Source organism: Neobacillus sp. GCM10027624, from assembly GCF_042675345.1.
Classification (GTDB): domain Bacteria; phylum Bacillota; class Bacilli; order Bacillales; family Cytobacillaceae; genus Neobacillus; species Neobacillus cucumis_D.
In genome coordinates, this window is the sequence record NZ_JBHTHD010000011.1 from 11623 (window position 1) to 35015 (window position 23393).

24 protein-coding genes and 2 riboswitches are annotated in these 23393 nt (G+C 39.3%); of the genes, 15 read left to right on the top strand and 9 right to left on the bottom strand.

Features of this window, described 5'->3' with window-relative positions; genetic code table 11:
* Positions 1–141: 141 nt before the first annotated feature.
* The 5 genes from ACFQZ9_RS16265 (at position 142) to ACFQZ9_RS16285 (ending at position 6498) form a co-directional block, all read left to right on the top strand.
* A complete protein-coding gene (locus tag ACFQZ9_RS16265) occupies positions 142–1542 on the top strand; it encodes an isochorismate synthase (RefSeq protein WP_498944599.1) in 1401 nt (466 codons plus the stop codon).
* Position 1543: 1 nt separating this feature from the next.
* The gene (gene menD / locus ACFQZ9_RS16270) at positions 1544–3298 is read left to right on the top strand and encodes a 2-succinyl-5-enolpyruvyl-6-hydroxy-3-cyclohexene-1-carboxylic-acid synthase (RefSeq protein WP_498944600.1); all 1755 of its coding nucleotides are present in this window, start codon (positions 1544–1546) and stop codon (positions 3296–3298) included.
* Positions 3289–4101, top strand: coding sequence for a 2-succinyl-6-hydroxy-2,4-cyclohexadiene-1-carboxylate synthase (menH, locus tag ACFQZ9_RS16275; RefSeq protein ID WP_498944601.1), 813 nt, complete (start codon positions 3289–3291; stop codon positions 4099–4101). The genes menD and menH overlap by 10 nt, the downstream gene beginning before the upstream one ends.
* Positions 4102–4115: 14 nt before the next feature.
* Positions 4116–4934 (top strand): 1,4-dihydroxy-2-naphthoyl-CoA synthase, encoded by an 819-nt coding sequence (menB, locus tag ACFQZ9_RS16280; RefSeq protein ID WP_498944602.1) that lies wholly within the window; start codon positions 4116–4118, stop codon positions 4932–4934.
* 85 nt (positions 4935–5019) lie between these two features.
* Entirely contained in the window at positions 5020–6498 is a 1479-nt protein-coding gene (locus ACFQZ9_RS16285) for a 2-succinylbenzoate--CoA ligase (protein WP_498944603.1), read from the top strand.
* 45 nt (positions 6499–6543) lie between these two features.
* Here ACFQZ9_RS16285 and ACFQZ9_RS16290 read toward each other — a convergent pair whose 3' ends face one another.
* Positions 6544–6702: a DUF1540 domain-containing protein gene (locus tag ACFQZ9_RS16290; protein ID WP_198309515.1), complete on the bottom strand. Its 159-nt coding sequence runs from the start codon at positions 6700–6702 to the stop codon at positions 6544–6546.
* A gap of 83 nt (positions 6703–6785) precedes the next feature.
* Positions 6786–7724 (bottom strand): TroA family protein, encoded by a 939-nt coding sequence (locus tag ACFQZ9_RS16295; RefSeq protein ID WP_498944604.1) that lies wholly within the window; start codon positions 7722–7724, stop codon positions 6786–6788.
* Positions 7725–7933: 209 nt separating this feature from the next.
* Here ACFQZ9_RS16295 and ACFQZ9_RS16300 point away from each other — a divergent pair, with 209 nt between their 5' ends.
* Positions 7934–8506: a beta-class carbonic anhydrase gene (locus ACFQZ9_RS16300; RefSeq protein WP_498944605.1), complete on the top strand. Its 573-nt coding sequence runs from the start codon at positions 7934–7936 to the stop codon at positions 8504–8506.
* On the opposite strand, the gene yidD is transcribed toward ACFQZ9_RS16300, so the two are convergent.
* Positions 8487–8741, bottom strand: coding sequence for a membrane protein insertion efficiency factor YidD (gene yidD, locus ACFQZ9_RS16305; protein WP_498944606.1), 255 nt, complete (start codon positions 8739–8741; stop codon positions 8487–8489). The genes ACFQZ9_RS16300 and yidD overlap by 20 nt on opposite strands.
* A gap of 141 nt (positions 8742–8882) precedes the next feature.
* Between yidD and ACFQZ9_RS16310 the strand changes: the two genes are divergently transcribed.
* Positions 8883–9353, top strand: a complete 471-nt coding sequence (locus ACFQZ9_RS16310; protein ID WP_198309511.1) for an S-ribosylhomocysteine lyase — start codon at positions 8883–8885, stop codon at positions 9351–9353.
* Positions 9354–9388: 35 nt separating this feature from the next.
* Here the strand turns inward: ACFQZ9_RS16310 and ytzI are convergent, their stop codons facing one another.
* The 6 genes from ytzI to ACFQZ9_RS16340 form a co-directional block, all read right to left on the bottom strand.
* Entirely contained in the window at positions 9389–9556 is a 168-nt protein-coding gene (gene ytzI / locus ACFQZ9_RS16315) for a YtzI protein (protein WP_498944607.1), read from the bottom strand.
* A 105-nt stretch (positions 9557–9661) separates the two neighbouring features.
* Positions 9662–9919, bottom strand: a complete 258-nt coding sequence (locus ACFQZ9_RS16320) for a DUF6154 family protein (protein WP_198309509.1) — start codon at positions 9917–9919, stop codon at positions 9662–9664.
* A gap of 222 nt (positions 9920–10141) precedes the next feature.
* Positions 10142–10627: a carbonic anhydrase gene (locus ACFQZ9_RS16325; RefSeq protein ID WP_498944608.1), complete on the bottom strand. Its 486-nt coding sequence runs from the start codon at positions 10625–10627 to the stop codon at positions 10142–10144.
* A 23-nt stretch (positions 10628–10650) separates the two neighbouring features.
* Positions 10651–11016 carry a Na-translocating system protein MpsC family protein gene (locus ACFQZ9_RS16330; RefSeq protein ID WP_498944609.1) on the bottom strand — a complete coding sequence of 122 codons (366 nt, stop codon included), beginning with the start codon at positions 11014–11016 and terminating at the stop codon, positions 10651–10653.
* A 79-nt stretch (positions 11017–11095) separates the two neighbouring features.
* Positions 11096–13714 carry a DUF2309 domain-containing protein gene (locus tag ACFQZ9_RS16335; protein WP_498944610.1) on the bottom strand — a complete coding sequence of 873 codons (2619 nt, stop codon included), beginning with the start codon at positions 13712–13714 and terminating at the stop codon, positions 11096–11098.
* On the bottom strand, positions 13711–15246 hold the full coding sequence (locus tag ACFQZ9_RS16340) for an NADH dehydrogenase subunit 5 (protein WP_498944611.1): 1536 nt from the start codon (positions 15244–15246) through the stop codon (positions 13711–13713). The genes ACFQZ9_RS16335 and ACFQZ9_RS16340 overlap by 4 nt, the downstream gene beginning before the upstream one ends.
* A 603-nt stretch (positions 15247–15849) precedes the next feature.
* Here ACFQZ9_RS16340 and ACFQZ9_RS16345 point away from each other — a divergent pair.
* The 8 genes from ACFQZ9_RS16345 to gcvH all read left to right on the top strand — a co-directional run bounded on the left by ACFQZ9_RS16345 (position 15850) and on the right by gcvH (position 23392).
* A complete protein-coding gene (locus tag ACFQZ9_RS16345; RefSeq protein WP_498944612.1) occupies positions 15850–16173 on the top strand; it encodes a hydrolase in 324 nt (107 codons plus the stop codon).
* Positions 16174–16246: 73 nt separating this feature from the next.
* On the top strand, positions 16247–16735 hold the full coding sequence (ytkD, locus tag ACFQZ9_RS16350) for an RNA deprotection pyrophosphohydrolase (protein ID WP_498944613.1): 489 nt from the start codon (positions 16247–16249) through the stop codon (positions 16733–16735).
* A 159-nt stretch (positions 16736–16894) separates the two neighbouring features.
* Positions 16895–16996, top strand: a riboswitch (glycine riboswitch).
* Positions 16997–17212: 216 nt separating this feature from the next.
* Positions 17213–18601: an amino acid permease gene (locus ACFQZ9_RS16355; RefSeq protein ID WP_198309503.1), complete on the top strand. Its 1389-nt coding sequence runs from the start codon at positions 17213–17215 to the stop codon at positions 18599–18601.
* A 217-nt stretch (positions 18602–18818) separates the two neighbouring features.
* Positions 18819–18919: riboswitch (glycine riboswitch) on the top strand.
* 158 nt (positions 18920–19077) lie between these two features.
* A complete protein-coding gene (gene glyA / locus ACFQZ9_RS16360) occupies positions 19078–20328 on the top strand; it encodes a serine hydroxymethyltransferase (protein WP_498944614.1) in 1251 nt (416 codons plus the stop codon).
* Positions 20329–20345: 17 nt separating this feature from the next.
* Entirely contained in the window at positions 20346–20858 is a 513-nt protein-coding gene (locus ACFQZ9_RS16365) for an L-serine ammonia-lyase, iron-sulfur-dependent subunit beta (protein ID WP_498944615.1), read from the top strand.
* Positions 20858–21739, top strand: a complete 882-nt coding sequence (gene sdaAA, locus ACFQZ9_RS16370; protein ID WP_198309500.1) for an L-serine ammonia-lyase, iron-sulfur-dependent, subunit alpha — start codon at positions 20858–20860, stop codon at positions 21737–21739. The genes ACFQZ9_RS16365 and sdaAA overlap by 1 nt, the downstream gene beginning before the upstream one ends.
* Positions 21740–21750: 11 nt before the next feature.
* The gene (gene gcvT / locus ACFQZ9_RS16375; RefSeq protein ID WP_498944616.1) at positions 21751–22863 is read left to right on the top strand and encodes a glycine cleavage system aminomethyltransferase GcvT; all 1113 of its coding nucleotides are present in this window, start codon (positions 21751–21753) and stop codon (positions 22861–22863) included.
* Between the two features lie 130 nt (positions 22864–22993).
* Positions 22994–23392: a glycine cleavage system protein GcvH gene (gcvH, locus tag ACFQZ9_RS16380; protein ID WP_026572110.1), complete on the top strand. Its 399-nt coding sequence runs from the start codon at positions 22994–22996 to the stop codon at positions 23390–23392.
* The last annotated feature ends 1 nt before the right edge of the window (position 23393 follow it).

Below are 23393 nucleotides of genomic sequence, written 5' to 3' on the forward strand. Positions count from 1 at the left end.
GAGATATTTACTATATAATAAGGAATGAAAAAGAAGGAAAAGACATGGATTTATTGACTTTTTTACAATGGGAGTAGTATGTTTAAATAGGCTTGAAAATGAATGGATAACAGCTTTTTCAGCTGTTTTGGAGGGATTTTTTTGGTTACCATTCACGAATTAGAATTAAAGGAAAGAGGCCTTTTGGCTCTTACAAGAGCAAAAAAACTTGGCCGATCCATTTTAGTAAGTGAAGTTCATCAAATGGATTGGATGAACCCTTTTACATTTTTTATGCTTGGGAAGGACCGCTATCTGGGTGAACGGTTTTTCTGGAAGGACCCGACGGATGAAATGGTGATAGCAGGTATTGGAATATCAAAACAAATTCAGTCGGATCAGGCTACTGACCGCTTTTTTCATGTTGATAAAGAATGGCAGACTTTTTTAAAGGATAGCCTTATTTTTAATCCATATTCACAATTGGGGATTGGTCCTGTCATGTTTGGCGGATTTTCTTTTGACCCTCATAAACTAAAAACAAATCTTTGGTCAAAATACCCTGATTCACTGTTTCATATCCCAAAATACATGTTAAGTATTATAAAGGGTCAAACCTTTCTAACAACCAACATTGTTTGTACCCCAAATGATGATGAATCATTATTTACAAAGATTCTGGACGAGAGAAATCAGCTTTTACGTTCCAGCAATCAGAAGATCGAAACAAAGTCAGCAGACCTCCTTAAGACGAAAGAAATTTTTCCTGAATCGTGGAAAGAGTCCGTTGATGAAGTTGTGAAGGATTTAAAGACAGGCCCGTTAAAAAAGGTAGTTCTTGCCCGTGAACTCCGTCTGTTATTTAATGCTATGGTTGAACCGGAATCCGTATTAAACCGGTTATCTGAGCAGCAACAGGATAGTTATCTCTTTGTGTTTGAATCCAATGGAGATTGCTTTATCGGGGCTACTCCTGAACGGCTGATAAAAAAGCAGGATACTCACATTTTTTCTACTTGTCTTGCCGGATCGATTTCGAGAGGCCAGACTGAGGAAGAGGATGAATACTTAGGTGAAACCTTATTAAACGATAAGAAAAATCTAATTGAGCATGAGTATGTAGTGGAAATGATTAAGGAAGCTTTAGAGGAGTCGTGTGAAGAAATTATCCTTCCTGATAAGCCCCAATTAATGAAAATTAGAGATATTCAGCATCTATATACACCAGTTGTTGGAAGAGCTAAGAGCAATGCTGCTTTACTTCATATAGTTGAGAGGCTTCATCCAACACCAGCGCTTGGAGGACTTCCCAAAAAAGAAGCGGTTGAAAAAATCAGGGAAGTAGAAAAACTTGACCGGGGCTTTTATGCAGCACCACTTGGCTGGGTGGATTATCGCGAAAATGGAGAATTTGCTGTTGCGATTAGGTCTGGCCTTATTCAGGGAAAGGAAGTTTCCTTATTTGCTGGGTGCGGTGTTGTTGCTGATTCTGAATCAGAAAGTGAATATTTAGAGACGGATTTAAAATTTAGACCGATGCTTCGTGCTCTTGGAGGAAATTAATATGAGTCATCAAGAATCACTTACTGCCTATATTGCAGCATTTGTTTCAGAGCTTGTTCTCTCCGGCATAACAGATGTCGTAGTTAGCCCAGGCTCCCGTTCTACACCAATGGCTATGGTCATTGCGGAACACCCGGAATTAAAACTTCATATCCATGTAGATGAACGCTCAGCAGCGTTCTTTGCATTAGGGATTGCAAAGGCTTCCAATCGCCCAGTAGCGATCCTGTGCACATCAGGAACAGCCGCTGCCAATTATTTTCCTGCAATTGTCGAGGCACGATACGCAAGGGTACCGTTACTCGTACTAACGGCTGACCGGCCGCATGAACTTCGAAATGTCGGTGCACCGCAGGCCATTGATCAAATTCATTTATATGGTCATCATGTTAAGTGGTTTTCAGAGATGGCTTTACCTGAAAAAAGTGATGAAATTATCCGCTATGCAAGGACCGTTTGCGCCCGTGCAGCAGCTATTGCGAGACAAGCCCCAGCTGGCCCTGTCCATTTGAATTTTCCTTTTAGGGAGCCGTTAATACCAAAGTTAAATGATGAGCTGTTTCATGTGACAGAACGCCGGAATGGCTATGTAAACGTCATTAACGGAGATGTTACGATAGACGATGAACAATTTAAGGCGATCGCCGCGTTGCTTGAGGATAAGGAAAAGGGAATTATTGTATGCGGAAATATAGGGGACAAGGATTTTACAAAAAATGTTACAAAGCTGGCGGAAACCTTAAACTACCCAATTCTGGTTGACCCGTTATCACAGCTAAGAAGTGGTAAGCATAATCAGGAGCATATCATCGACGCTTATGATACATTTTTACGGAATGAAGATGCGAAAAATAATCTAAAACCTGATGTAGTGATTCGTTTTGGAGCCATGCCCGTTTCCAAAGCGTTAACAATCTTCTTAAAAGAAAATCACAATGCAGTCCAATTTGTAATTGATAGCGGTGGAGGCTGGCGTGACCCTGCAGCATTAACATCCAATATGATTTATTGTAATGAATCAACTTTTTGTAAAAAGTTAGAATCAAGTGTTACGAGAAAATCGACAGCCTCATTTTTAGATAGATGGAAAAGGGTTAATCAACTGACGAAGGACCATATGGGGATGATAAGAGATGCGACCGAGTTAAGTGAAGCGAAATTATTCTCCCAGTTGGCGGACATGCTTCCAGAGGGTGCCACTTTATTTGTCGGAAATAGTATGCCTATACGGGACTTGGATAGCTTTTTCCTTAATAATGATAAATCGATTACTGTAATGGCCAATAGAGGTGCGAATGGAATTGATGGTACTGTTTCGACTGCTTTAGGCGCAGCTTTATATTCAAAACCGCTCTACCTGGTATTAGGAGATTTAACGTTTTTCCATGATTTAAATGGATTATTAGCGGCAAAGTTACATGAAATTGACATTCAAATTCTCGTTATAAATAATAATGGCGGAGGAATTTTCTCCTTTCTTCCACAATCAGAACATCCGAATCATTTTGAGCTGTTATTTGGAACACCAATAGATCTTGATTTTGAATATGCAGTTAAAATGTATAAAGGGAATTTTACTAGAATTAAGGATTGGGACCATTTCCATTCGCTTATGAATAATGCCAAAACAACTGGTTTAAATGTATTTGAACTCGTGACAAATAGAGAGAAAAATACGGAGGAACACCGCGAATTTTGGCGTTCAGTTTCCCGGGAAATATCAAATTTTGTCAATGGTGAACATGAATGGACGTAATGGTTGAAAAACTTCAGGTTCATGTCGAAATATGCGGAACTGGTTTTCCATTACTTCTGCTTCATGGGTTTACAGGGGATTCCTCCACTTGGACTCCGTTTTGCTCTGTTTGGGGTGGACATTCTAAATTAATCATTCCTGATATCGTGGGCCACGGCAAAACCATAATTAGCGAAGAATTAGACCGCTATAAGATTGAGTCAGCTGCGGGAGATTTGAATCTCTTACTTGAACAGCTAGGAATAAATCAGATTGATATTCTTGGATATTCAATGGGAGGGAGACTTGCATTAACCTTTGCCATTCTTTATCCTAAAAAGGTAAGAAAGCTGATTTTGGAAAGTGCTTCACCTGGTCTTGAAACCGAAGAAGAACGGAAAAATCGCTCTATGAATGATTTTCGACTTGCTCGTTTTATAAAAGAAGAAGGAATACAATCATTTGTTGATTATTGGGAGACAATCCCATTATTCGCAACGATGGGAAAACTTCCGGCTGAAACGAAGAGGTCAATTAGAAAACAGCGTTTAAACAACTCCCCGATTGGGCTTGCAAACAGTTTAATTGGAATGGGAACAGGTTCTCAGCCTTCTTGGTGGGAGAACTTAAGTCAGTTATCCTGTGAGGTTTTACTGCTGACTGGTGAAAAAGATGTTAAGTTTTGTCGGATTGCAGAAAAAATGATGAAAAAGCTTGAAAATGGTACATGGCTTGCTGTTCAAAAAAGTGGACATGCAATCCATGTGGAAGATGCTGAAAAGTTTGGTACAATAGTTAGTGACTATTTGTCGAATAAAAACTAAAGGAGGATCAACTTATGACAGTTGAATGGGTTGCAGGTCGCAAGTACGATGAAATTATTTATGAAACCTATAATGGGATTGCGAAAATTACCATTAACCGCCCGCATGTACATAATGCTTTTACACCAAAGACCGTAATGGAATTAATTGATGCTTTTGCTTATGCACGTGATGACTCAAATGTAGGTGTTATCGTTTTAACAGGTGCAGGTGATAAGGCGTTTTGTTCCGGGGGAGACCAAAGTGTCCGTGGACATGGAGGCTATGTTGGAGAGGACCAAATTCCTCGTTTAAATGTGCTTGATCTTCAACGTCTAATTCGTGTTATTCCGAAACCAGTTATCGCAATGGTGAAAGGTTATGCAATTGGCGGAGGACATGTCTTACATGTTGTCTGTGATTTAACAATCGCAGCAGACAATGCTGTTTTCGGCCAAACAGGACCGAAAGTAGGAAGCTTTGATGCCGGATATGGCTCAGGCTATCTTGCTAGAATTATTGGACATAAAAAAGCCCGTGAAATTTGGTATTTATGCCGTCAATATAATGCACAGCAGGCACTTGACATGGGTCTTGTTAATACTGTTGTCCCACTTGAGCAGGTAGAAGAAGAAACCATTAAATGGTGTGAAGAAATGTTAGAAAAGAGCCCAACAGCTCTTCGCTTCATAAAAGCTGCCATGAATGCGGATACCGATGGATTAGCTGGACTTCAGCAATTTGCCGGAGATGCCACTTTACTATACTATACAACGGATGAAGCGAAAGAAGGCCGCGATTCATTTAAAGAAAAGCGTAAGCCTGACTTCGGTCAATTCCCTCGTTTCCCTTGATTTCAAAAACAAATTTCAATTCAGCTTGATGGCCTCCATCAAGCTGTTTTAATACAAAGCGGAAATTTAAAAGTTGGTGACTACGATGCAAAATGATATAATTCCTAATTTTTTAAAGAATAGAGCATATTTAACACCTGACCGCGTAGCGGTTTATTTTAATACCAGGCAATTAACTTTTCATGAACTTTACGAACAAACAGTTAAAACCGCAGGCAAACTTCAAAGTCAAGGGGTTGGAAGGGGGCAATATGTGGGGGTTTTATTAAAAAACCACCTAGATACGATTGTGGTATTATTTGCACTTCAACTTCTCGGAGTTAGGGCAGTTATTCTCAATAACCGTTTAACCTCGTCTGAAATCATCTGGCAGCTAAAAGACTCCCAGGCGACCTTTTTGATAACGGAAAAAAACTTTGCTGATAAAGAACTTGAAATAAGAGATATACTTCCAACACTTCCAACCCTTATAAAAGAACAATTGGACAGCCTCCCAATGGAAACTCCCGATATACAAGAGGAAATTAATCTGGGAGATGTTTGTACGATCATGTACACCTCCGGGACAACAGGTAAACCAAAAGGAGTTATGCAGACATATGGAAATCACTGGTGGAGCTCAGTTGGGTCTGCGCTTAATCTTGGATTTATCGATTCGGATTGCTGGCTTTGCTCGGTCCCTCTTTTTCATATCAGTGGTTATTCAATCCTCATGCGCAGTGTTATATATGGTATGCCAATCGTTCTTCATGAGAGCTTTGATGTTGAAAAAATAGTGGAGGATTTTCATAGTAAGCGGGTTACCATTATGTCTATTGTAGGAACTATGTTAACAAGAATTGTTGATTTTCTGGGAGATAGGCGGCTGCCGGAATCATTCCGCTGTATGCTGCTTGGCGGAGGCCCCGCACCATTGCCATTACTTCAAGCCTGCGTGGCAAAAAATGTCCCTGTATTTCAGACATATGGAATGACAGAAACCTCCTCGCAAATTGTAACCTTGTCACCAGAGTATAGTATTTCAAAATTAGGTTCTGCGGGAAAGCCGCTTTTTCCTTCACAAGTTCAGATTATGCTGGATGATGGTCGAAGAGCTCAGGAAGGCGAAACAGGAGAAATTTTCGTTAAAGGCCCTAATGTTACTCCAGGTTATTTAAACCGCCCAGGAGCCATGTTAGACAGGACGAAGGATGGCTGGTTTTCGACGGGGGACATCGGATATTTAGACGATGAGGGCTTTTTATATGTTTTAGATCGCCGTTCAGATTTGATTATCTCAGGGGGGGAAAATGTTTACCCAGCTGAAATTGAATCGGTTCTTCTATCCCATCCATTTGTTATGGATGCAGGGGTAACAGGACAAGAGGACGAACGATGGGGTCAGGTGCCTATTGCTTTTATTGTGAAAAAAGCGGGAATCGCTGTATCCGAAAATGAACTTGAACGATTTTGTATGGAGCGTTTAGCCAAATACAAAGTGCCAAAAGATTTTAAGTTTGTTGAAGAGCTCCCAAGAAATGCTTCCAACAAGCTGTTAAGAAGAAAGCTTAAAGGAGAACATTAGTAATTAAAAAGAACCAGGCAGATCACAAATGCCTGGTTCTCTTCGTTATATTCCCTCAGGTTCAAAGGTTTTACAATCTGTTTCTTGAATATTATCTGCTGTTTTCCCTTTATGACTTACAACATATATTTGTTCAGCGCTGCATTTATTTCCTTTTGCCCAATAAGTACAGTTATTGACTTCACATAAAACATCTTGTGCCATTTTGTATCACTCCTTTTAATTTCGTAATACAGCTATAGCTTTTGATGTTTGGTATTGTGCCATCCGTGGGAGTAAAAGGAATTTTATTTAGATAAAGCAGTTTTTAGCGTCGCTAAATTTTTATTCATTAAAGTAAAATAGGTTTCTTTATTTTTAATATTATCTTCGGTTAAAATGGCCAAATTGTGAATGGGAAGTGCCTTTGCACCAATTTCATTTTTGACAATCTCTCCTAATTTTGAATGAACATTTTGTTCAAAAAGAATATAGTGTAATCCTTCACGGTCGGCCAATGAAATGATTTTTTCTAATTCTTTCTGTGTAGGTTCATTCGTTGTCGATAAACCGGAAATACTAATTTGCTTAATTCCATAACGAGTTTCCCAATAGCCAAATGCAGCATGGGTAACGATTATTTCTTTATGTGGTGCATTTTTTATCGTTTCTTGATACCTTGTATTTAGATTATCCAATTGCTTTGCAAGCCTTTGGTAATTTTCATTGAATAATGCTTTATGCTGCGGCATTTTTTTAATTAATGAATTTTTAATAACTCCAGCCATTTCTTTAGAGTATATAGGGTCAAGCCATACATGGGGGTTTATATCGCCATGTTGATGGCCATCTTCATCCGCTTCATCAGCATGCTGATCTTTTGGAAGTTGAAGCTGATCAGCAGCTGCAACTAATGTAACATTCTCGTCCTGTAAGGTGGTCTTTGCCTTTTCTACAAAGCCTTCAAGACCTAAACCAATATAGAAAAATAGGTCTGAATCTGCAAGGTTCATCATATCCTTTTGCGATGGTTCAAAGGTATGTTCATCCGCTCCAGGGGGATAAATGGTTTTTACATTTACATATTTTCCGCCAATTTGTTCAGTAAAATACTGAAGTGGGAATACTGTTGTATATATGGTTAATTGCCCTTTCTTTTTTTGCACTTGGTTATTATTGGATGTACATCCTGCCAATAGCAAACTTAAAGGAACTAGGATCGAAAGAAAAAGAATAATTTTTTTCATAAAAACTCCTTTAATAAAATAATAAATCGGATTAATTACGATTTAAATGAGAAAATTTTTTAAAAATTGCATGTATAATACGGAACGATTCCGATTTCCTTATGTATCTTACAAAAAAATAACCTTATTTGCAAGCAAAAAGTTTACTGCCGGAAGCAGAATTTATATAAGATAGAGAAAAGGAATTACGAAACGAAAGGTAGATGGCTATGACAGGACAGAAAATGTTAAATGATATTTTGGAATTTAATAAGCAATTTGTGGAAAATCGGGAATATGAAAAATATGAAACGACCAAATTCCCAAAAAAGAAAATGGTGGTCCTTACCTGTATGGACACCAGATTATTGGAGTTATTGCCAAAAGCGCTGAATTTGAATAATGGGGACATCAAACTTGTCAAAAATGCTGGTGCGATTGTTTCCCATCCGTTTGGTAGTATTATGCGCAGTATTCTGATTGCAGTTTTTGAATTACAAGCAGATGAAGTAATGGTCATTGCCCATCATGATTGCGGCATGAGTGGACTAAAAGCAGGCCCGGTAATTGAAAGCATGAAAAAGCGGGGGATTTCAGAAGAAAAACTTGAGACATTAAAATATGCAGGGGTTGATTTTGAAGAGTGGCTGCATGGGTTTGATAACGTACAAGAGAGTGTTGTCCACAGTGTCAATACCATTAAGTATCACCCGCTAATGCCAGAAGGCGTACCGGTTCATGGCCTTGTTATTGATCCAAAGACAGGAAAGCTTGATTTGATTGTCAACGGATACGAGGACTAATATCCTTTACCTCGTTCTTTTTTTCAGGAACAGGATCGAGACCTCCTGGGTGAAAAGGATGACATTTTAAAATCCGTTTGATTGTTAACCAGCCGCCCTTTAGTGCTCCAAAGCGCTGAATGGCCTCCAAGCCATAATGGGAGCAGGTGGGATAAAAACGGCAGGTCGGCGGTTTTAAAGGTGAGATCACCACTTGGTAGAAACGAATCAACCCGATAAATGTTTTTTTAAACATGCAGTTCACCTCTAGAGAATCAGTATCTACAACATACCATAATTTTAAAGTAACGTCTAAATTGTTAATTTGAACTAAGTAGATGTAAAAACTCGGATTTTATAGTATGATAGGGAAGAAATATGTAGAGGAGTGATATGAATGCCTTCAGTTGAAAGCTTTGATTTAGATCATAATGCTGTTAAAGCCCCGTATGTCCGCCACTGTGGTGTCCAAAAGGTAGGCAGCGACGGTGTTGTTAATAAATTTGATATTCGATTTTGCCAGCCAAATAAAGCGGCCATGAAACCAGATGCCATTCATTCTCTTGAGCACTTACTGGCACATAATATTCGTGAGGCTGCTGAAAAGTATGATTTCAGCATTATTGATATATCGCCTATGGGGTGTCAAACAGGCTATTACCTTGTTGTTAATGGAGAACCAACAGTAGATAAAGTTATTGATCTTATTGAAGATACAATGAAAATTTCACTTGAAGCAACAGAAGTTCCAGCTGCAACTGAAAGACAGTGTGGGCAGGCAAAGCTTCACAATTTAGAAGCCGCTAAAGAGTTAATGCGTGAATGGCTTAAAATCAGCAAAGAGGATTTAAAGCAAGTATTTGCATAGTAAAAAAACTCCTATTCAATCGAATAGGAATTTTTTTATGGCTTAATTTGTTCCTCTTCATCCTTGTTTTCTTTCTCTGCATAAGGATTATTTTCCAATGGATCAACGGTATGTTTATATGAGTAGGCTTTAGATGTGGTAAGAACTGCAAGCAGTAAAACAACGATTACAATTACAATACATACTACGAAAACTGTATACATCTTTTTTCCCCCTTTCCACCACTATTGTAGCATGCCATCAACCTTTTTTTGTACAAAAAAAAGGAAATTGCCCAAAGGCAATTTCTCCTTATTCTATATGTAAAATTAATGTATATTACGAGGATAAAAGGTATGTGTCCGGTGCTGTCCATATTCTTCTTGAGCAAATTTACCCTTTAAACTTTCGATTAAATATAACCCCATCAAATCATAAAGTTCTTGTTTATCCATATCTTGGATTAATGCGAGTAAATCTTCATGGGACATTTCCTCAAGAAAAGCGAATGCCAGCATATCAATATCTTCTTCGTCACCAGTCAATTTATTCCGATACATTTCGTATAGTTCATCAACTAATTTCAAATTGTTCACCTCCTATGAGAATATTTTTACTTAATCATTATTTTATCCCTTTTACACAATTAAAAATCTGTTTCCTTAATTTTATGATAATTATACAGCATTCATTTCTAAAAAATGAACCCAAATTTAAAAAAGAATTAAATTTATCTTTGTGGAGAGAAAATATTGTGGTTAGTTAAAGAAGGGGGTAATGCGTTTCACTACCCCATTTAAGATTGAAGTTTAAAAGACAGCAAGTTTGGCCTTATCAATTATTAATTCCCTAACCTTTACATCCGAAGGAATCAACGGATGGTTTCGGATGATGTTGACAGTGGTATTTATATTTTCATGTAATGTACCGCTGCCCTCGAGCCATTCCTTTATTGTTCCCCTTGGAAACTCAGGTCTGCAATGTTTAAAAAGATAATCAAATGTTTCAATTTTTTTCTGTAATTCTTTTTTTTCGTATATCTTTTTAAAGATTGCCTCTAAGTTCGGTTTGTTCTCTTCTACAGCTGCTGCGACAATGATTTCGTCTACATTTTTTTGATAAACAGCCATAATGATGTCCCTCATTAAATCACCAAAGGGGGAAATAACTTGTTGATAGCTTTGCAAAATCAGGAAATTCTCAGGATTCATATTGGAATTCTCATTTAGGATATGTTCGATTTTATGGTTCAATCCAATGACAAAAAACAACTTTTTTTTCTTATCTGTACCCATTGCATTCACCTCATTATCCTCTCTTAAGATAATTTGTTCTCCAAATTACTCGAAAGCTTAAAAAACATGACGCGTTCTCCGGTACGCGTACTGATATCAGTGTAAAAACTAACAACTTCTTGACCAGTTATCGTGAAAATAATATCTTTTAATTCTTCTATGCCTGATTCAACTAAACTGTTTCGAGTCTTTTTCACTGATAATAATCCCTCTTTGTCCTGACAAAGGGAATATTCAGCGGGGGATAATATGCCATGTAAAATTACGATAATCATATCTCGTAAGATATCTGATTTAACGGATACTGAACCGCGTCCCAGATAATTTTTCTCCCAATGAGTTAAAGCTTTACTTATTTCGGCTTCAATAGTTCCTTTTGATTTATCCATAATGATTCCTGTTCCTTCTCTCTATCAAAATTACTTAAATTACGAACGAATATATGGCTTTTTTTACTGGGGGAAAGCATTAAGACCAGTTCTTCCAGTTTCCTTCCGGATCAATGGACGCAAGCCGAATCCATCCATTTTTAACTTTTTGATGAAATGCCTGATTTTGGTTAAGTGCCCTCTGCACATACTCTCTTGGCGCTTGAATGACCATCAGCAGTCTTAATGGAGCATGATAGACCTCTAGATCCGATTGCATCACAGACTGCCAAGGAAGTCCGGATAATAAGTCACTGGCATTCCCTTGCATAACTCCTATACCAGCTGTTACAGTTTGGGTTGCTTTATTTCCGCTGCCATAATAATGTGGGGCAACAGTAGATGCATAATACTGTAAGTTAATCCATTGGCAAACTGTACCTGGACCATCAATAATAGCAGTAAGCAGATCACCGTTTTTATCATTCTGCCATTTATAATTTTGTAAAAACGCTCTCCCATTCAGATTGCAGTCCCGGGTAAGGTTTCGTTCTCCTATAATAAAGGCTGCATTGCGTGCTAATCCCCACTCAGGACGTACTTCACTCCAATCTTCTGCAAAGCGTTCAGCCTCGGCCTTTGGATTTTTGCAATTCAAGTTTATATTTGGTAATTGTGGTATACGTTCAGCATTAGCTTTTTCACTAACTTTTAACAATATGGCCTCGATTTGATCAAATGCTTCTTTGGCTGAATTTGTTAGATCCGGAACATAAAGCCATTTTAGTTCATCAAGGGTTGTAATATGTTCGGCTGCGGCAAAAACGGTATCTTCCGGAATCGAAATTCCCTCCAAAGCAAGAGATTGCCTAACACTTGGAAGATTACACATGGACGCAAGCACCCGGGCATTGATTCCACTTGATGCGCCGCCGCATGCCCCGCAGTCGAGTGACGAGGAAAATGGATTGTTTGTACTGTGACTGCCATGTCCGCAAATGACCACTAATGGAGCGAAATAGCTGGTAAGCCCCAACATTTTCAAAGCTTGGCGAACATAGTACACTTTCTCCTCATCAGTAAACCCAACCGGCAGCTCTGCTTCCAAAGTATGTTCGCGTTCCAATGAGAGTTGAGTGGAAGGTTTACGCAGCCAAGTTTTTCGAATTTTTCGGAATGCAGATCCGGCGCTTCTTGGAATAAAGCTCCTTGCCAACGTTTGCAGCCCCAGCCAGGGACCGCTGATTTCTGGCAGCAACAGACTTGAAGGCAGGTTATGCTTCATTGTCTTAAACGCAGTGCCTAGTGAATGGGCAGCATGATTCCGTTGTTGATAATGCTCTAAATCCACCTCTGATGAAGTTTCCTTTACTTTAAATTGCGGTTTGAACATAACCGGTAAGGAGTTATGGCTGTGTTCACTGCCCAGATTTGCCGTTTCAATCGGCAATCCGAAAAAACCCGCGGCTCCTAATGTTTCAAATGGACCCTCCTGTTCCAGCTTTCGGCGAAAAGGTTCAGAACGCACATCAATGCAAAATGCAAATTGTGCCAATATAGGCTTTGCTTTTTTTTCTGAAGCCAGTTGTTTCGATGTAATCATCTTCATCAATTTTTCTTCGTAGGTTTTTTCCCATGCTTCTAACCAAAGGCGCTGGCGGATAACCTGATCAAAACGATAGGCAAGTGTCAAGTAGACTTTGAGTTCTGAAGAAGACAATTGGGACAATAAACTGATCGGCATCTCACCCCACTGAACCCAAGCAGCAATTAACGGTTCTAAGAAGACTTTATCTTCTATTTTTTGCTCAGGCAAGGGGAGGTAAGGTTTAATTAATGCACACTCCATGGAAATCCGAACGGCCAAATATTCCTGAAGTAGTAAATTTTCTCGTGATGACTGCTGCGAACGCCAGAGCATCATACCCGCCCAGCCGGGAAGGGCAAGTAAATGAGCTTCTAGATATTCCTGTATCTCTGAAAAAGGGATTTCCATTTCCAACAATGCCTTCATTAAAGCATCTTCGGCTTTTTCAGGTCCGTCATTCAGCTGCTCTCGTACGGTAGTTTTTAGGTCTGGATCATACTTAATCAGTCTCCGCCACGCATTATAGAAACCATCTTCGCGATTCGGCATAGACCAGACAGCTTGGGATTCATCCAGAAACAATTTACACCACTTAATCATGTGACGATTGAGATCTTTCGAGATTCTTTCATCACCCAGCAGTTCCAAGCGCTGACTAAACGTTTTAACGGCTTGTTTTTCGATAATCTGGAATTTAAAATGGCCTATTTTTTTTCCCAATCTTTTTAGCTCAGATGCTTCCAATGGCTTGGAAGGTATTTGCTTCTTCAAAAGGGCAGCTCGGCAGAAACGTTCTGCAATATCACGGGGAAGGTTTAAAGATTGTGCATCCAGCCATTTTTGAAGCCCCATTTCCAAAAATTCTTGATGAATCTCTCCCCGATTTCGAGCAGACCATAATACTGATTCGTTTGGGAAAATATCTACATCAATAACAGCTTTTAAACGGCGTGCCACTTCTTCAAATGATTCCCGTTCCATTCCTTCCCAAGGGTGACGCGCAGCAAACGTGGTTATAGGACCCAGGGGTGCTATAACTTTACTGGAAGACTCCACCAAATCGTTAAGACTTTGGGGATATGATTCGTTTTCTACAGTAAAGGAATGGGCTAATGTTAATGAATTGCTCACCGTAAATTCCCTCCTTGAGACAGTAATCGTGTTAAATACTTTGGATGGCTTTCAAAAAAGTTATTTTTTGGCTCACTTAACCGTAAAAGCCATAAATATATCACAGTAAAGAAAGCGGACGATCGATACCGAGCCAGTAATAGCCCAAGCGTACTGCCGGCGAGCAGAATAAAAAGAAGGAAAATGGCTGCCGGTGCTGGAGATTCTGTTCCAAGCTGTACGGATTTATCTAACATGTGATAAAAGGCGGTGTGTACCAGGTTAAAAACAATGCCCGCTCCTGAAAACAGGACCAATCCTGCAAGACGCCCAACTTTACCATTTCCGTTAGCCACAAGTTGCCTCCAAGCAAGTAACACAGACCATCCTAAAATAAGAACGTTGATTAAATGATAGCCATCCTTAGGAGAAGTCAGCCAAAAACCAATTCCTAATAGGAGGGCTAAAATGGCTCCAATGATTGTCCATATCAAGGATATTGGCTGATGTATCTGTGCTGTGGATTTAGGGTGATGAACAGCTGAACCGGCCTGTAAGAAGAGAGTGGCCTTGAATAAGCCGTGTAATACAGCGTGAATGATTGCTGCCCAATAGGCACCTAAAGCACACTGAATCAGCATGAAGCCCATTTGTGCGATTGTAGAGCCTACAAGCTGTCGTTTATAATCAACCTGTACCAACATAATGCCCGTGCCCATCAAAACTGAAAAACTAGATAATACTAGGAGAACCACCTGTGCTGCATCTCCGCTAAATAGTGGTGCAAAACGAGTTAACATAATTCCACCAGCATTCACAATTCCTGCATGCATAACGGCAGAAATAGGCGTTGGCGCAATGACTGAGTCTAGCAGCCAGCGGTGGAAAGGCCATTGTGCTGCCGGAATCGCAACAGCTGCGATTAACAGCAAGTTAATGCAGGTTTTATCCCATGAATCAAGTTGTGCAAGGCTATTTTTTGAAAGAACCATCGACAACTGCCAGTGACCTGTCTTCTGTGTGATCCAGATGACCGCTACTAACAAGATAATCCAACTACATGCAAATATACGGCCGGACAACATCGAAGCATTTCTGGCTACTTGCCATTCCTTCTTTAAGCCAATGAGTACGGTTAAGCCTAGAAGTGTCACGCCCCAGCAGAGTAGCAGTAAACGAAGATCATTACTTAGCCATGCAAGCGAGTCGGCAGCTGTTGTAATGGTCAGCAATACAAAATAATTACGATATGAACGTTCGCCAAGTAAATAATGTATGGAGTAACGCTGCACAATAAAACTAATCGTAAGGACAAATGATGTAATCAGCCATGATAATGTATCAAATTGCCATGGCTCGAAATTTACACTTCTATTATTTGAAATAAGGGCGATTAGAGCTGCCAGCGGAGGCAGCAAAAGGATCGCAGTATGAATACGGACGAAATTCAATGGGACCTTCGGAATTAATAGTACTAGGCTGCTTAATACCGAGATTGCAAGTAACATAAAAAAAGTCATTGGCAGTAAATTAGAGGTATGGAAAATTAGCATTTGGCTTCCCTCCATGGAATTGAATGGTCCGAAGCAGCAAAAATTCCGAGAATACAATTCATAACCATTTGCATCATTTTCCTTTCTTCATAGCATTTTTAAAACAAAAAAACCGACAATTTTTCACTATTTAATGGTTTTATATCAAACCATTAAACTCTGAAAATTGTCGGTTTACTTTTAACTAGCCTAATTTGGGCTTTTTATTAGTCTACCATTTTATACATTTTTCTTATTTATAAAGAATCCGAGTCAACCTATTCTGATTCTTAGTTTACTCCTTTTTCATTTAGCCAATAGGTGGTATTAACCGAATGCTAAAGGAAAATTAATTTTTATATAATAATAGAATAAGTTTTATGTGGTTTTTATTTTACTGTTAATTCAGCATTCTGTCAAGGTGAAAAAAAAAGGAAAGTCAATCAATATTTTAAAGGTGAAATTGGTAATTTTTACAAAACTATAAAGAAGCCATTTCTAAAAAACGAATTACATTTAAAAAAAGAATAAAAATTATCACTTTGTGGAAAATGATAATTAGTGTTAAGAAAATCGGGCACCTCTGAAACGAAAGAGTCATGGCCTGAAAAAGGAGCTGATAGCATGGATGAGCAAAAGAAAACTTATTATATAGATGTTGGTACAGGGCATATAACGCAAAATGCAAGAAGTTCAACCTGGAGCTATAAAATTCAAGCAACCGATGATGAAATTACCGAGCTGCGTGAATTATTTGATCAAAACTATTCTACTGAATGGGATGCTTTTATCCGCGCTCATATTCCCTTTGTCGAATATCATCATGATCGTGAAAATCACCAGTATGACAGCACGATTCAACAAGTATATGGAATTATTTATAAGCTTGGAGATGAAGAAGCAAAGAATCATATTGGGAATATGAATATTTTACCAAAAGATGAATAACAAAAGGAAATCCTTATCCGCATAAAGATAAGGATTTTTTGTTTTAAGATAATTGATTATAATGGAAGAATCAATGGATATAGGCGGTAATGAAATGATAGAGTTTATTGATCAAAATGGGAATAAAGTTGAGTTATCCTTTTCCAAAAAAAGCTTTCCCGACGAGGCAAAGCATGTGCTGGTCATTTGTCAATATAAAGATTCCTGGTTATTAACCTGTCACAAAAGACGTGGTCTCGAATTTCCGGGAGGTAAAAGAGAGGAAGGAGAAACACTTGAAGAAGCAGCACGTCGAGAGGTTCTTGAAGAAACAGGGGCCCATCTAGGGGAGGTTAAGAGAATCGGGGAATACAGGGTAATCGACCCAAAAGGTCCTTTTGTAAAGGCTATTTTTTGGGGAATTGTAAGCACGTTAAACAAAACGAATACCTATTATGAAACCAATGGCCCTGTTCTTGTAAAAGGGGATCTTTTACAGCTCAGGTTTGGTGATGAATACAGCTTTATTATGAAAGATCGAGTCGTGGAAGAATGCCTTCAAGTTCAAAATAGAAAAGAATAGCGGCATTGGATGTGAAGACTGCTATTCTTTTATTTTTATAAAAAATTTTGAATTTTCCCTAATAACTGAATTGACAAAAAAACTAGTTTGTGAGAATATAATTTTGTGAATCCGCTTTCAATTATTTAATTCTTCAAAAACAATAGAATATTTTTACGGTTGATTGTATTGGGAGAGAGTAACGAATGTTGCCGCCGAAGGAGCAAATTCCATAAAAGCCTTGGAATAAATCTCTCAGGTAATAAGGACCAATACATGACGTAGCTCTGGAGAGTGCATATTTCTTTATATGCCACCAAAGGGGATCTGCTTTTTTGGCAGGAAACTTTCAGGTAAAAGGACAGAGAAGGTAGAAATAGTGCCTTCATCTGTCCTTTTTTTGTTGTGAAAAAGGAGGCAAAGGAAATAGGTGGACTTACTGGAAAATTATGAGGGTGTATTCACGGTTTGAAAAAAATTAGGAAAAGAGGGGAATCAATGCAAGAACAAAAATTAGATAGAGGTTTAAAGAACAGGCACGTTCAGCTAATCGCCATTGGCGGAGCAATAGGAACGGGGTTATTTCTTGGGGCAGGAAAATCTATTCATTTGGCAGGACCTTCGATTTTATTTGCTTATATGATTACAGGTGTCATTTGCTTTTTAATTATGCGTGCACTTGGCGAACTACTCTTAACCAATTTGAACTATCATTCATTTGTTGACTTTGTGAGAGACTATTTAGGTAATATGGCAGCCTTTATCACTGGTTGGACCTACTGGTTTTGCTGGATCTCCATTGCCATGGCTGACTTAACAGCGGTTGGTCTTTATACCCAATATTGGTTTCCTAATGTACCACAGTGGATGCCAGGATTAATTGCCCTTGTTATTCTGTTAGTTATGAACCTTACAACTGTTAAACTTTTTGGTGAAATGGAATTTTGGTTTGCATTAATCAAAGTAATTGCCATCTTGGCTCTAATCTTCATCGGTCTTGTCATGATTATTAAAGGCTTTTCTACTAATTCAGGGCCGTCTAGTTTCAAGAACTTGTGGAGCCATGGCGGCATGTTTCCAAATGGAATAAATGGGTTTATTCTCTCATTCCAAATGGTCGTGTTTGCCTTTACAGGGATTGAACTTGTTGGCCTTACAGCGGGCGAAACGAAAGATCCGGAAAAAGTTATCCCAAAAGCAATCAATAATATCCCAATCCGTGTTTTTATTTTCTACCTTGGCGCACTATTTGTAATTATGAGTATTTATCCTTGGAATGCCATAAATCCGGCGAAAAGCCCATTTGTCCAAGTCTTCGTAGCGGTTGGTATCGCAGCTGCTGCCGGTATCGTTAATTTTGTCGTGCTTACATCCGCGGCTTCAGCTTGTAACAGCGCTGTCTTTAGCACAAGCCGGATGGTTTACTCACTGGCCAAGGATAAAAATGCACCTGTACCATTCGCAAAACTTACTTCACGAAAAATACCTTCAAATGCATTATTCTTTTCAACTGTTGTCATTCTCATTGCCGTAATTTTAAACTATATCATGCCGGAAGGAGTATTTACACTAATTACAAGTATTTCTACGGTATGTTTCATCTTTATTTGGGGAATTACTGTCATCAGTCATTTAAAATACCGTAAAGTAAGACCTGATTTGGCAAAAGTAAATAAATTCAAGTTGCCGTTTTATCCCGTTTCCAATTACTTAATCCTTGCTTTTCTTGCATTCGTTCTTGTTGTCCTTGGGTTAGCGGAAGATACTCGTGTTGCCTTGTTCGTAACTCCTGTTTGGTTTATTATGCTAATTGCTATTTATAAGGTACGGAATCTAAAGGAAAATCATGCAGATCCAGTGAATCAGGAAAAGATTGCAGAAAATTAACAGCAAACGATAAAAGATCTTAATTACCTTTTGTTGTTATCGCTTTCAAAAATTATATAAAAAAAGCTTGACGTGAATTATGTTAGCGATTATTCTGAAAATAATAATAAATAGAGCGGATGACGGTTGTGGGAGAGTGCAATTTAACACGCCACCGAAGGAGCAAGTTCCAAAAAGACCCTTGGAATAAATCTCTCAGGTAGATGGAACCATAACTGGACGCAACTCTGGAGAGCGCATAATTAATATGCCACCAAAGGGGAAGGTTCTTTTCGTAAAAGGAACTAAACTCTCAGGTAAAAGGACAGAGAAGGGTAGAGCAATCTTTATGCTACCCTTTTCTGTCCTTTTTTGCGTGCAAAAAAGTGAGTGTTTCTATCGATTTACTTGGAAATAAAAATCTTCAGTAATTAGCAAGATAAATTCCATGTTTGAAACATCAAAGGGTAGTTGAACCATTAAAAGGAGGACTAGAAATGGGATTACAACAAAATGATTCAACTATTTTTGAAGCAATTAAGAAAGAGCAGGAGCGTCAGCATCAAACATTGGAGTTAATCGCTTCTGAAAACTTTGTAAGCCAAGATGTATTAGAAGCAATGGGAAGTGTGATGACGAATAAATATGCTGAAGGCTATCCAGGAAAGCGTTACTATGGTGGATGTGAATTTGTTGATATAGCAGAAAATACAGCGATTGATCGCCTAACAAAGCTGTTTGGAGCAAAATATGCAAATGTTCAGCCACACTCAGGTGCACAAGCAAATTTTGCAGTATTCTACGCATTGTTGCAGCCTGGTGACAAGGTCATGGGGATGAACCTTTCACATGGCGGGCACTTAACTCATGGGAGCCCTGTTAGCGTTTCAGGAAAATGGTTTGAAATCGTCTCCTATGGTGTGAGAGAGGACACTCAATTGATTGACTATGATGAACTAGAAGAGATTGCAAAAAGGGAAAAACCAAAATTGATCATTGCGGGGGCAAGTGCTTACCCTAGAGTAATTGATTTTGCACGCTTTAGACAAATTGCTGATCAAGTTGGTGCAAAATTCATGGTGGACATGGCACATATTGCAGGACTTGTTGCAGCTGGTCTTCATCCATCACCAGTTCCATTTGCCGATGTTGTAACAAGCACTACGCATAAAACGCTCCGAGGTCCGCGCGGCGGAATAATTTTAACCAACGATGAAGACATCATAAAGGCCATTAATAAATCAGTGTTCCCAGGGATACAAGGCGGTCCGCTCATGCACATAATTGCGGCCAAGGCCGTTGCTTTCAATGAAGCACTGCAGCCAAGCTTTAAGGAATATGCAAAACAGGTCATTGAAAATGCAGCAACACTTGGCGAAACATTAAAAAATGAAGGTGCTGCCCTTGTTTCTGGGGGAACGGATAATCATATCGTTCTTTTAGATTTACGTCCGTGGAATTTAACAGGAAAAGAAGCAGAAAAATTATTAGAAGAAGCGGGCATTACCGTAAATAAAAATACGATTCCATTTGACCCGGAAAAGCCGTTTGTTACGAGCGGGATCCGGATGGGAACAGCAGCTCTGACAACACGCGGAATGAAGCAGGAAGAAATGGTGCAAATCGGGAAAGTCATTGCCGCTGTTCTGAAGAGTAAAGGGGACAAAGTCGTGCTTGAGAAAGCAAAGGAAACAACAAAAACGATTTGTGGAGCCTATCCGTTATTTCAACAAGCTGTAACAGTGTAAGAAAGGGGAAAATTGGGATGGAATTTCAGAGTTGTTTTGACATTATCGGTCCGATAATGGTTGGACCATCAAGTTCTCATACAGCTGGAGTGGTATCAATCGGAAAGTTTATCTACGAATTGTTAGGCGATTATCCACAAGAAGCAAATATTGTATTTTATGATTCATTTGCCGAAACCTATCAAGGTCATGGAACAGATAAGGCACTTCTCGGAGGATTACTTGGGATGGATACTGATGATTCACGCATTAAAAATTCATTGGAATGGGCTAAGGAATCTGGCATGCAGTACCAATTTGAATTTGCGGAAAGTTGTGAGTATTACGATCATCCAAATATAACAATTGTAACAGCAAAGTGCGGCGATTATGTTGTTAAAGTTGGCGGAGTATCACTCGGCGGCGGCTTATCCAAGATTTTTATGATTGACGACGAGATGGTTCATATACGTTTGAGTGCAGGCGAAGATTTTACAGCCCTTGCTCGTCATTATCAACCAATTAGGAAAGAACTTATGGAGGCAATATGATGGATATTCAGTCCATGAGAGAGCTGATCGAAGCTTGTGAAAGAGAGCAAAAAACAATTGGCGAAATGATGTTGAAGATAGAAGCAGAAAAAACAGGTAGAGACAAAGAAGTCATTATTGCCATGATGGAAGAGCGTTTGCTCAAAATGAAAGAAGCTGTCGACAGCGGTATCAAAGATGACTCCGCTGCACCAAGTGGAATTTCCGGTGGTGATGCCGTGAAAATGTATGAATACATGAGTCAAGGAAAGGCTCTGTCAGGAAATTATATAAGTAATGCAATGGCCTTTTCATTGGCAACCTCTGAAGGTAATGCCCGGATGGGGGTCATAGTAGCAACGCCAACTGCCGGAGCAGCCGGCATTTTACCTGGAGTTTTGTTTTCACTTCATAAAAATGATGGTACGCCTTTTAAAGATTTAGTTATGGGCTTGTTTACAGCAAGTATGCTCGGGTTAGTCATTGCAAACCGTTCCTTTATTTCTGGAGCAGCAGGAGGGTGTCAGGCTGAAGTAGGATCGGCAACAGCCATGGCTGCCGGAACAATCGTTGAGCTAAAAGGAGGCACACCACAACAAGCCGTGAATGCCACTGCTATTGCCATGAAATCACTTTTGGGTTTGGTTTGTGACCCGGTGGCTGGCCTTGTTGAAGTGCCTTGCATTAAACGAAATGTGATTGGGACTTCCATTGCGTTTTCAGCAGCCGATATGGCCCTTGCCGGGATTGAAAGCCGGATTCCTTGTGATGAAGTCATTGAAGCGATGTATAGGGTTGGGAAAGATATGCCTAGGACACTTCGGGAAACAGCTCTTGGAGGACTGGCAACGACAGAAACAGGTAAACAGGTAAAGGAACGGCTTTTTTGTAGGAAATTATAGGAGGTATAACAATGGGGATCGATACAGCATTAAAACAAACACCACTTTTTGAAACTTATGGTAAGCATGGTGCGAAGGTTATTGACTTTGGCGGCTGGGCACTTCCGGTACAGTTTTCCAGTATTTTAGATGAGCATGAGGCGGTCCGAATAAAGGCAGGACTTTTTGATGTCTCACATATGGGTGAAGTGCTCATTGAAGGAAAAGATGCAGAGAGTTACATTAACTACTTGGTTACAAACGATGTAACCAAGCTTAGCATCAATCAAGCACAATATACCGCAATGTGCTACCCAGACGGCGGAACGGTCGATGATTTATTAGTATATAAATTAGACAATGAAAAATATTTACTCGTCATTAATGCGGCTAACATAGAGAAAGATTTTGACTGGATGAAGCAACAGGCAAAAGGGGAGATGACGCTCCAAAATATTTCGAATGAAATCGCTCAGCTTGCCATCCAAGGTCCAAAGGCTGAAAGTATCGTTCAAAAATTAACTGACATCAATTTATCAGAAATTGGCGCATTTAAATTTGCTCAACATGTCAATCTAGACGGGGTAACAGATGTACTTGTATCTCGCACGGGTTATACAGGAGAAGATGGTTTTGAACTATATTTAGCTGCTGATCAAGCGGAAACCCTTTGGGAAAAGCTTTTAGATGCAGGAAGTGAGGACGGCTTAAAGCCATGTGGACTTGGAGCACGTGACACACTTCGATTAGAAGCACGTCTGGCACTTTATGGTCAAGAACTGTTAAGTGATATCAGTCCGCTTGAAGCAGGAATTGGCTTTGCCGTAAAACTGAAAAGAGAATCCGATTTTATTGGGAAGGCTGCACTTATCGCCCAAAAAGAAGCCAGTTTAAAACGAAAGCTTGTAGGGATTGAAGTAACTGGACGAGGGATCCCGCGTCACGGTTATAAGGTAGTTTCAGAAGCTGGAGAGGAAATCGGTGTTGTTACATCTGGAACCCAATCACCATCTTTAAAGAAAAGCATTGGACTTGTTTTAATTTCTGCGGAACATGCTGAAGTGGGGACACCATTAAAAGTGGAAATCCGTAACAAGCTGATTGATGCCGTTGTTGTGAAAACACCATTTTATAAAAGAGGTTAATAGAGTAATAAAGATACTCTGGCAGACTCTCAACCTGGGGTAAGGCATAAAGGCTGATTAAACAAACATACTTAAAAGTGATTTTTAAACTTATTAAATTCTAATTAACAGTTGAAGGGAAGAAAATATTATGACACAAGCAATTGCAACTTTACTATATAGCAAGGAACATGAGTGGGTTTTAAAGTTAGACGGAAATCGAGTACGAATCGGGATTTCTGATTATGCACAAAAACAGTTGGGAGATATTGTATTTGTGGAAAATCCGCAAGTGGATGATGAAGTAACAGCGGATGAATCAATGGGAACAATCGAATCGGTTAAAGCCGTTTCTGAAATTTTCGCTCCTGTATCGGGTACTGTAGTCCGGATCAACGAAGAGTTAGAAGATGCTCCTCAGACAATTAACGAACATCCATTCAGTAAAGGCTGGTTGGTAGAAGTGGAAATGTCGGTTCCAGAAGAGCTTGAATCCCTTTTAAATGAAGATGAGTACAAAGCATTTATCAATGAAGAAGGAGAGGAATAAG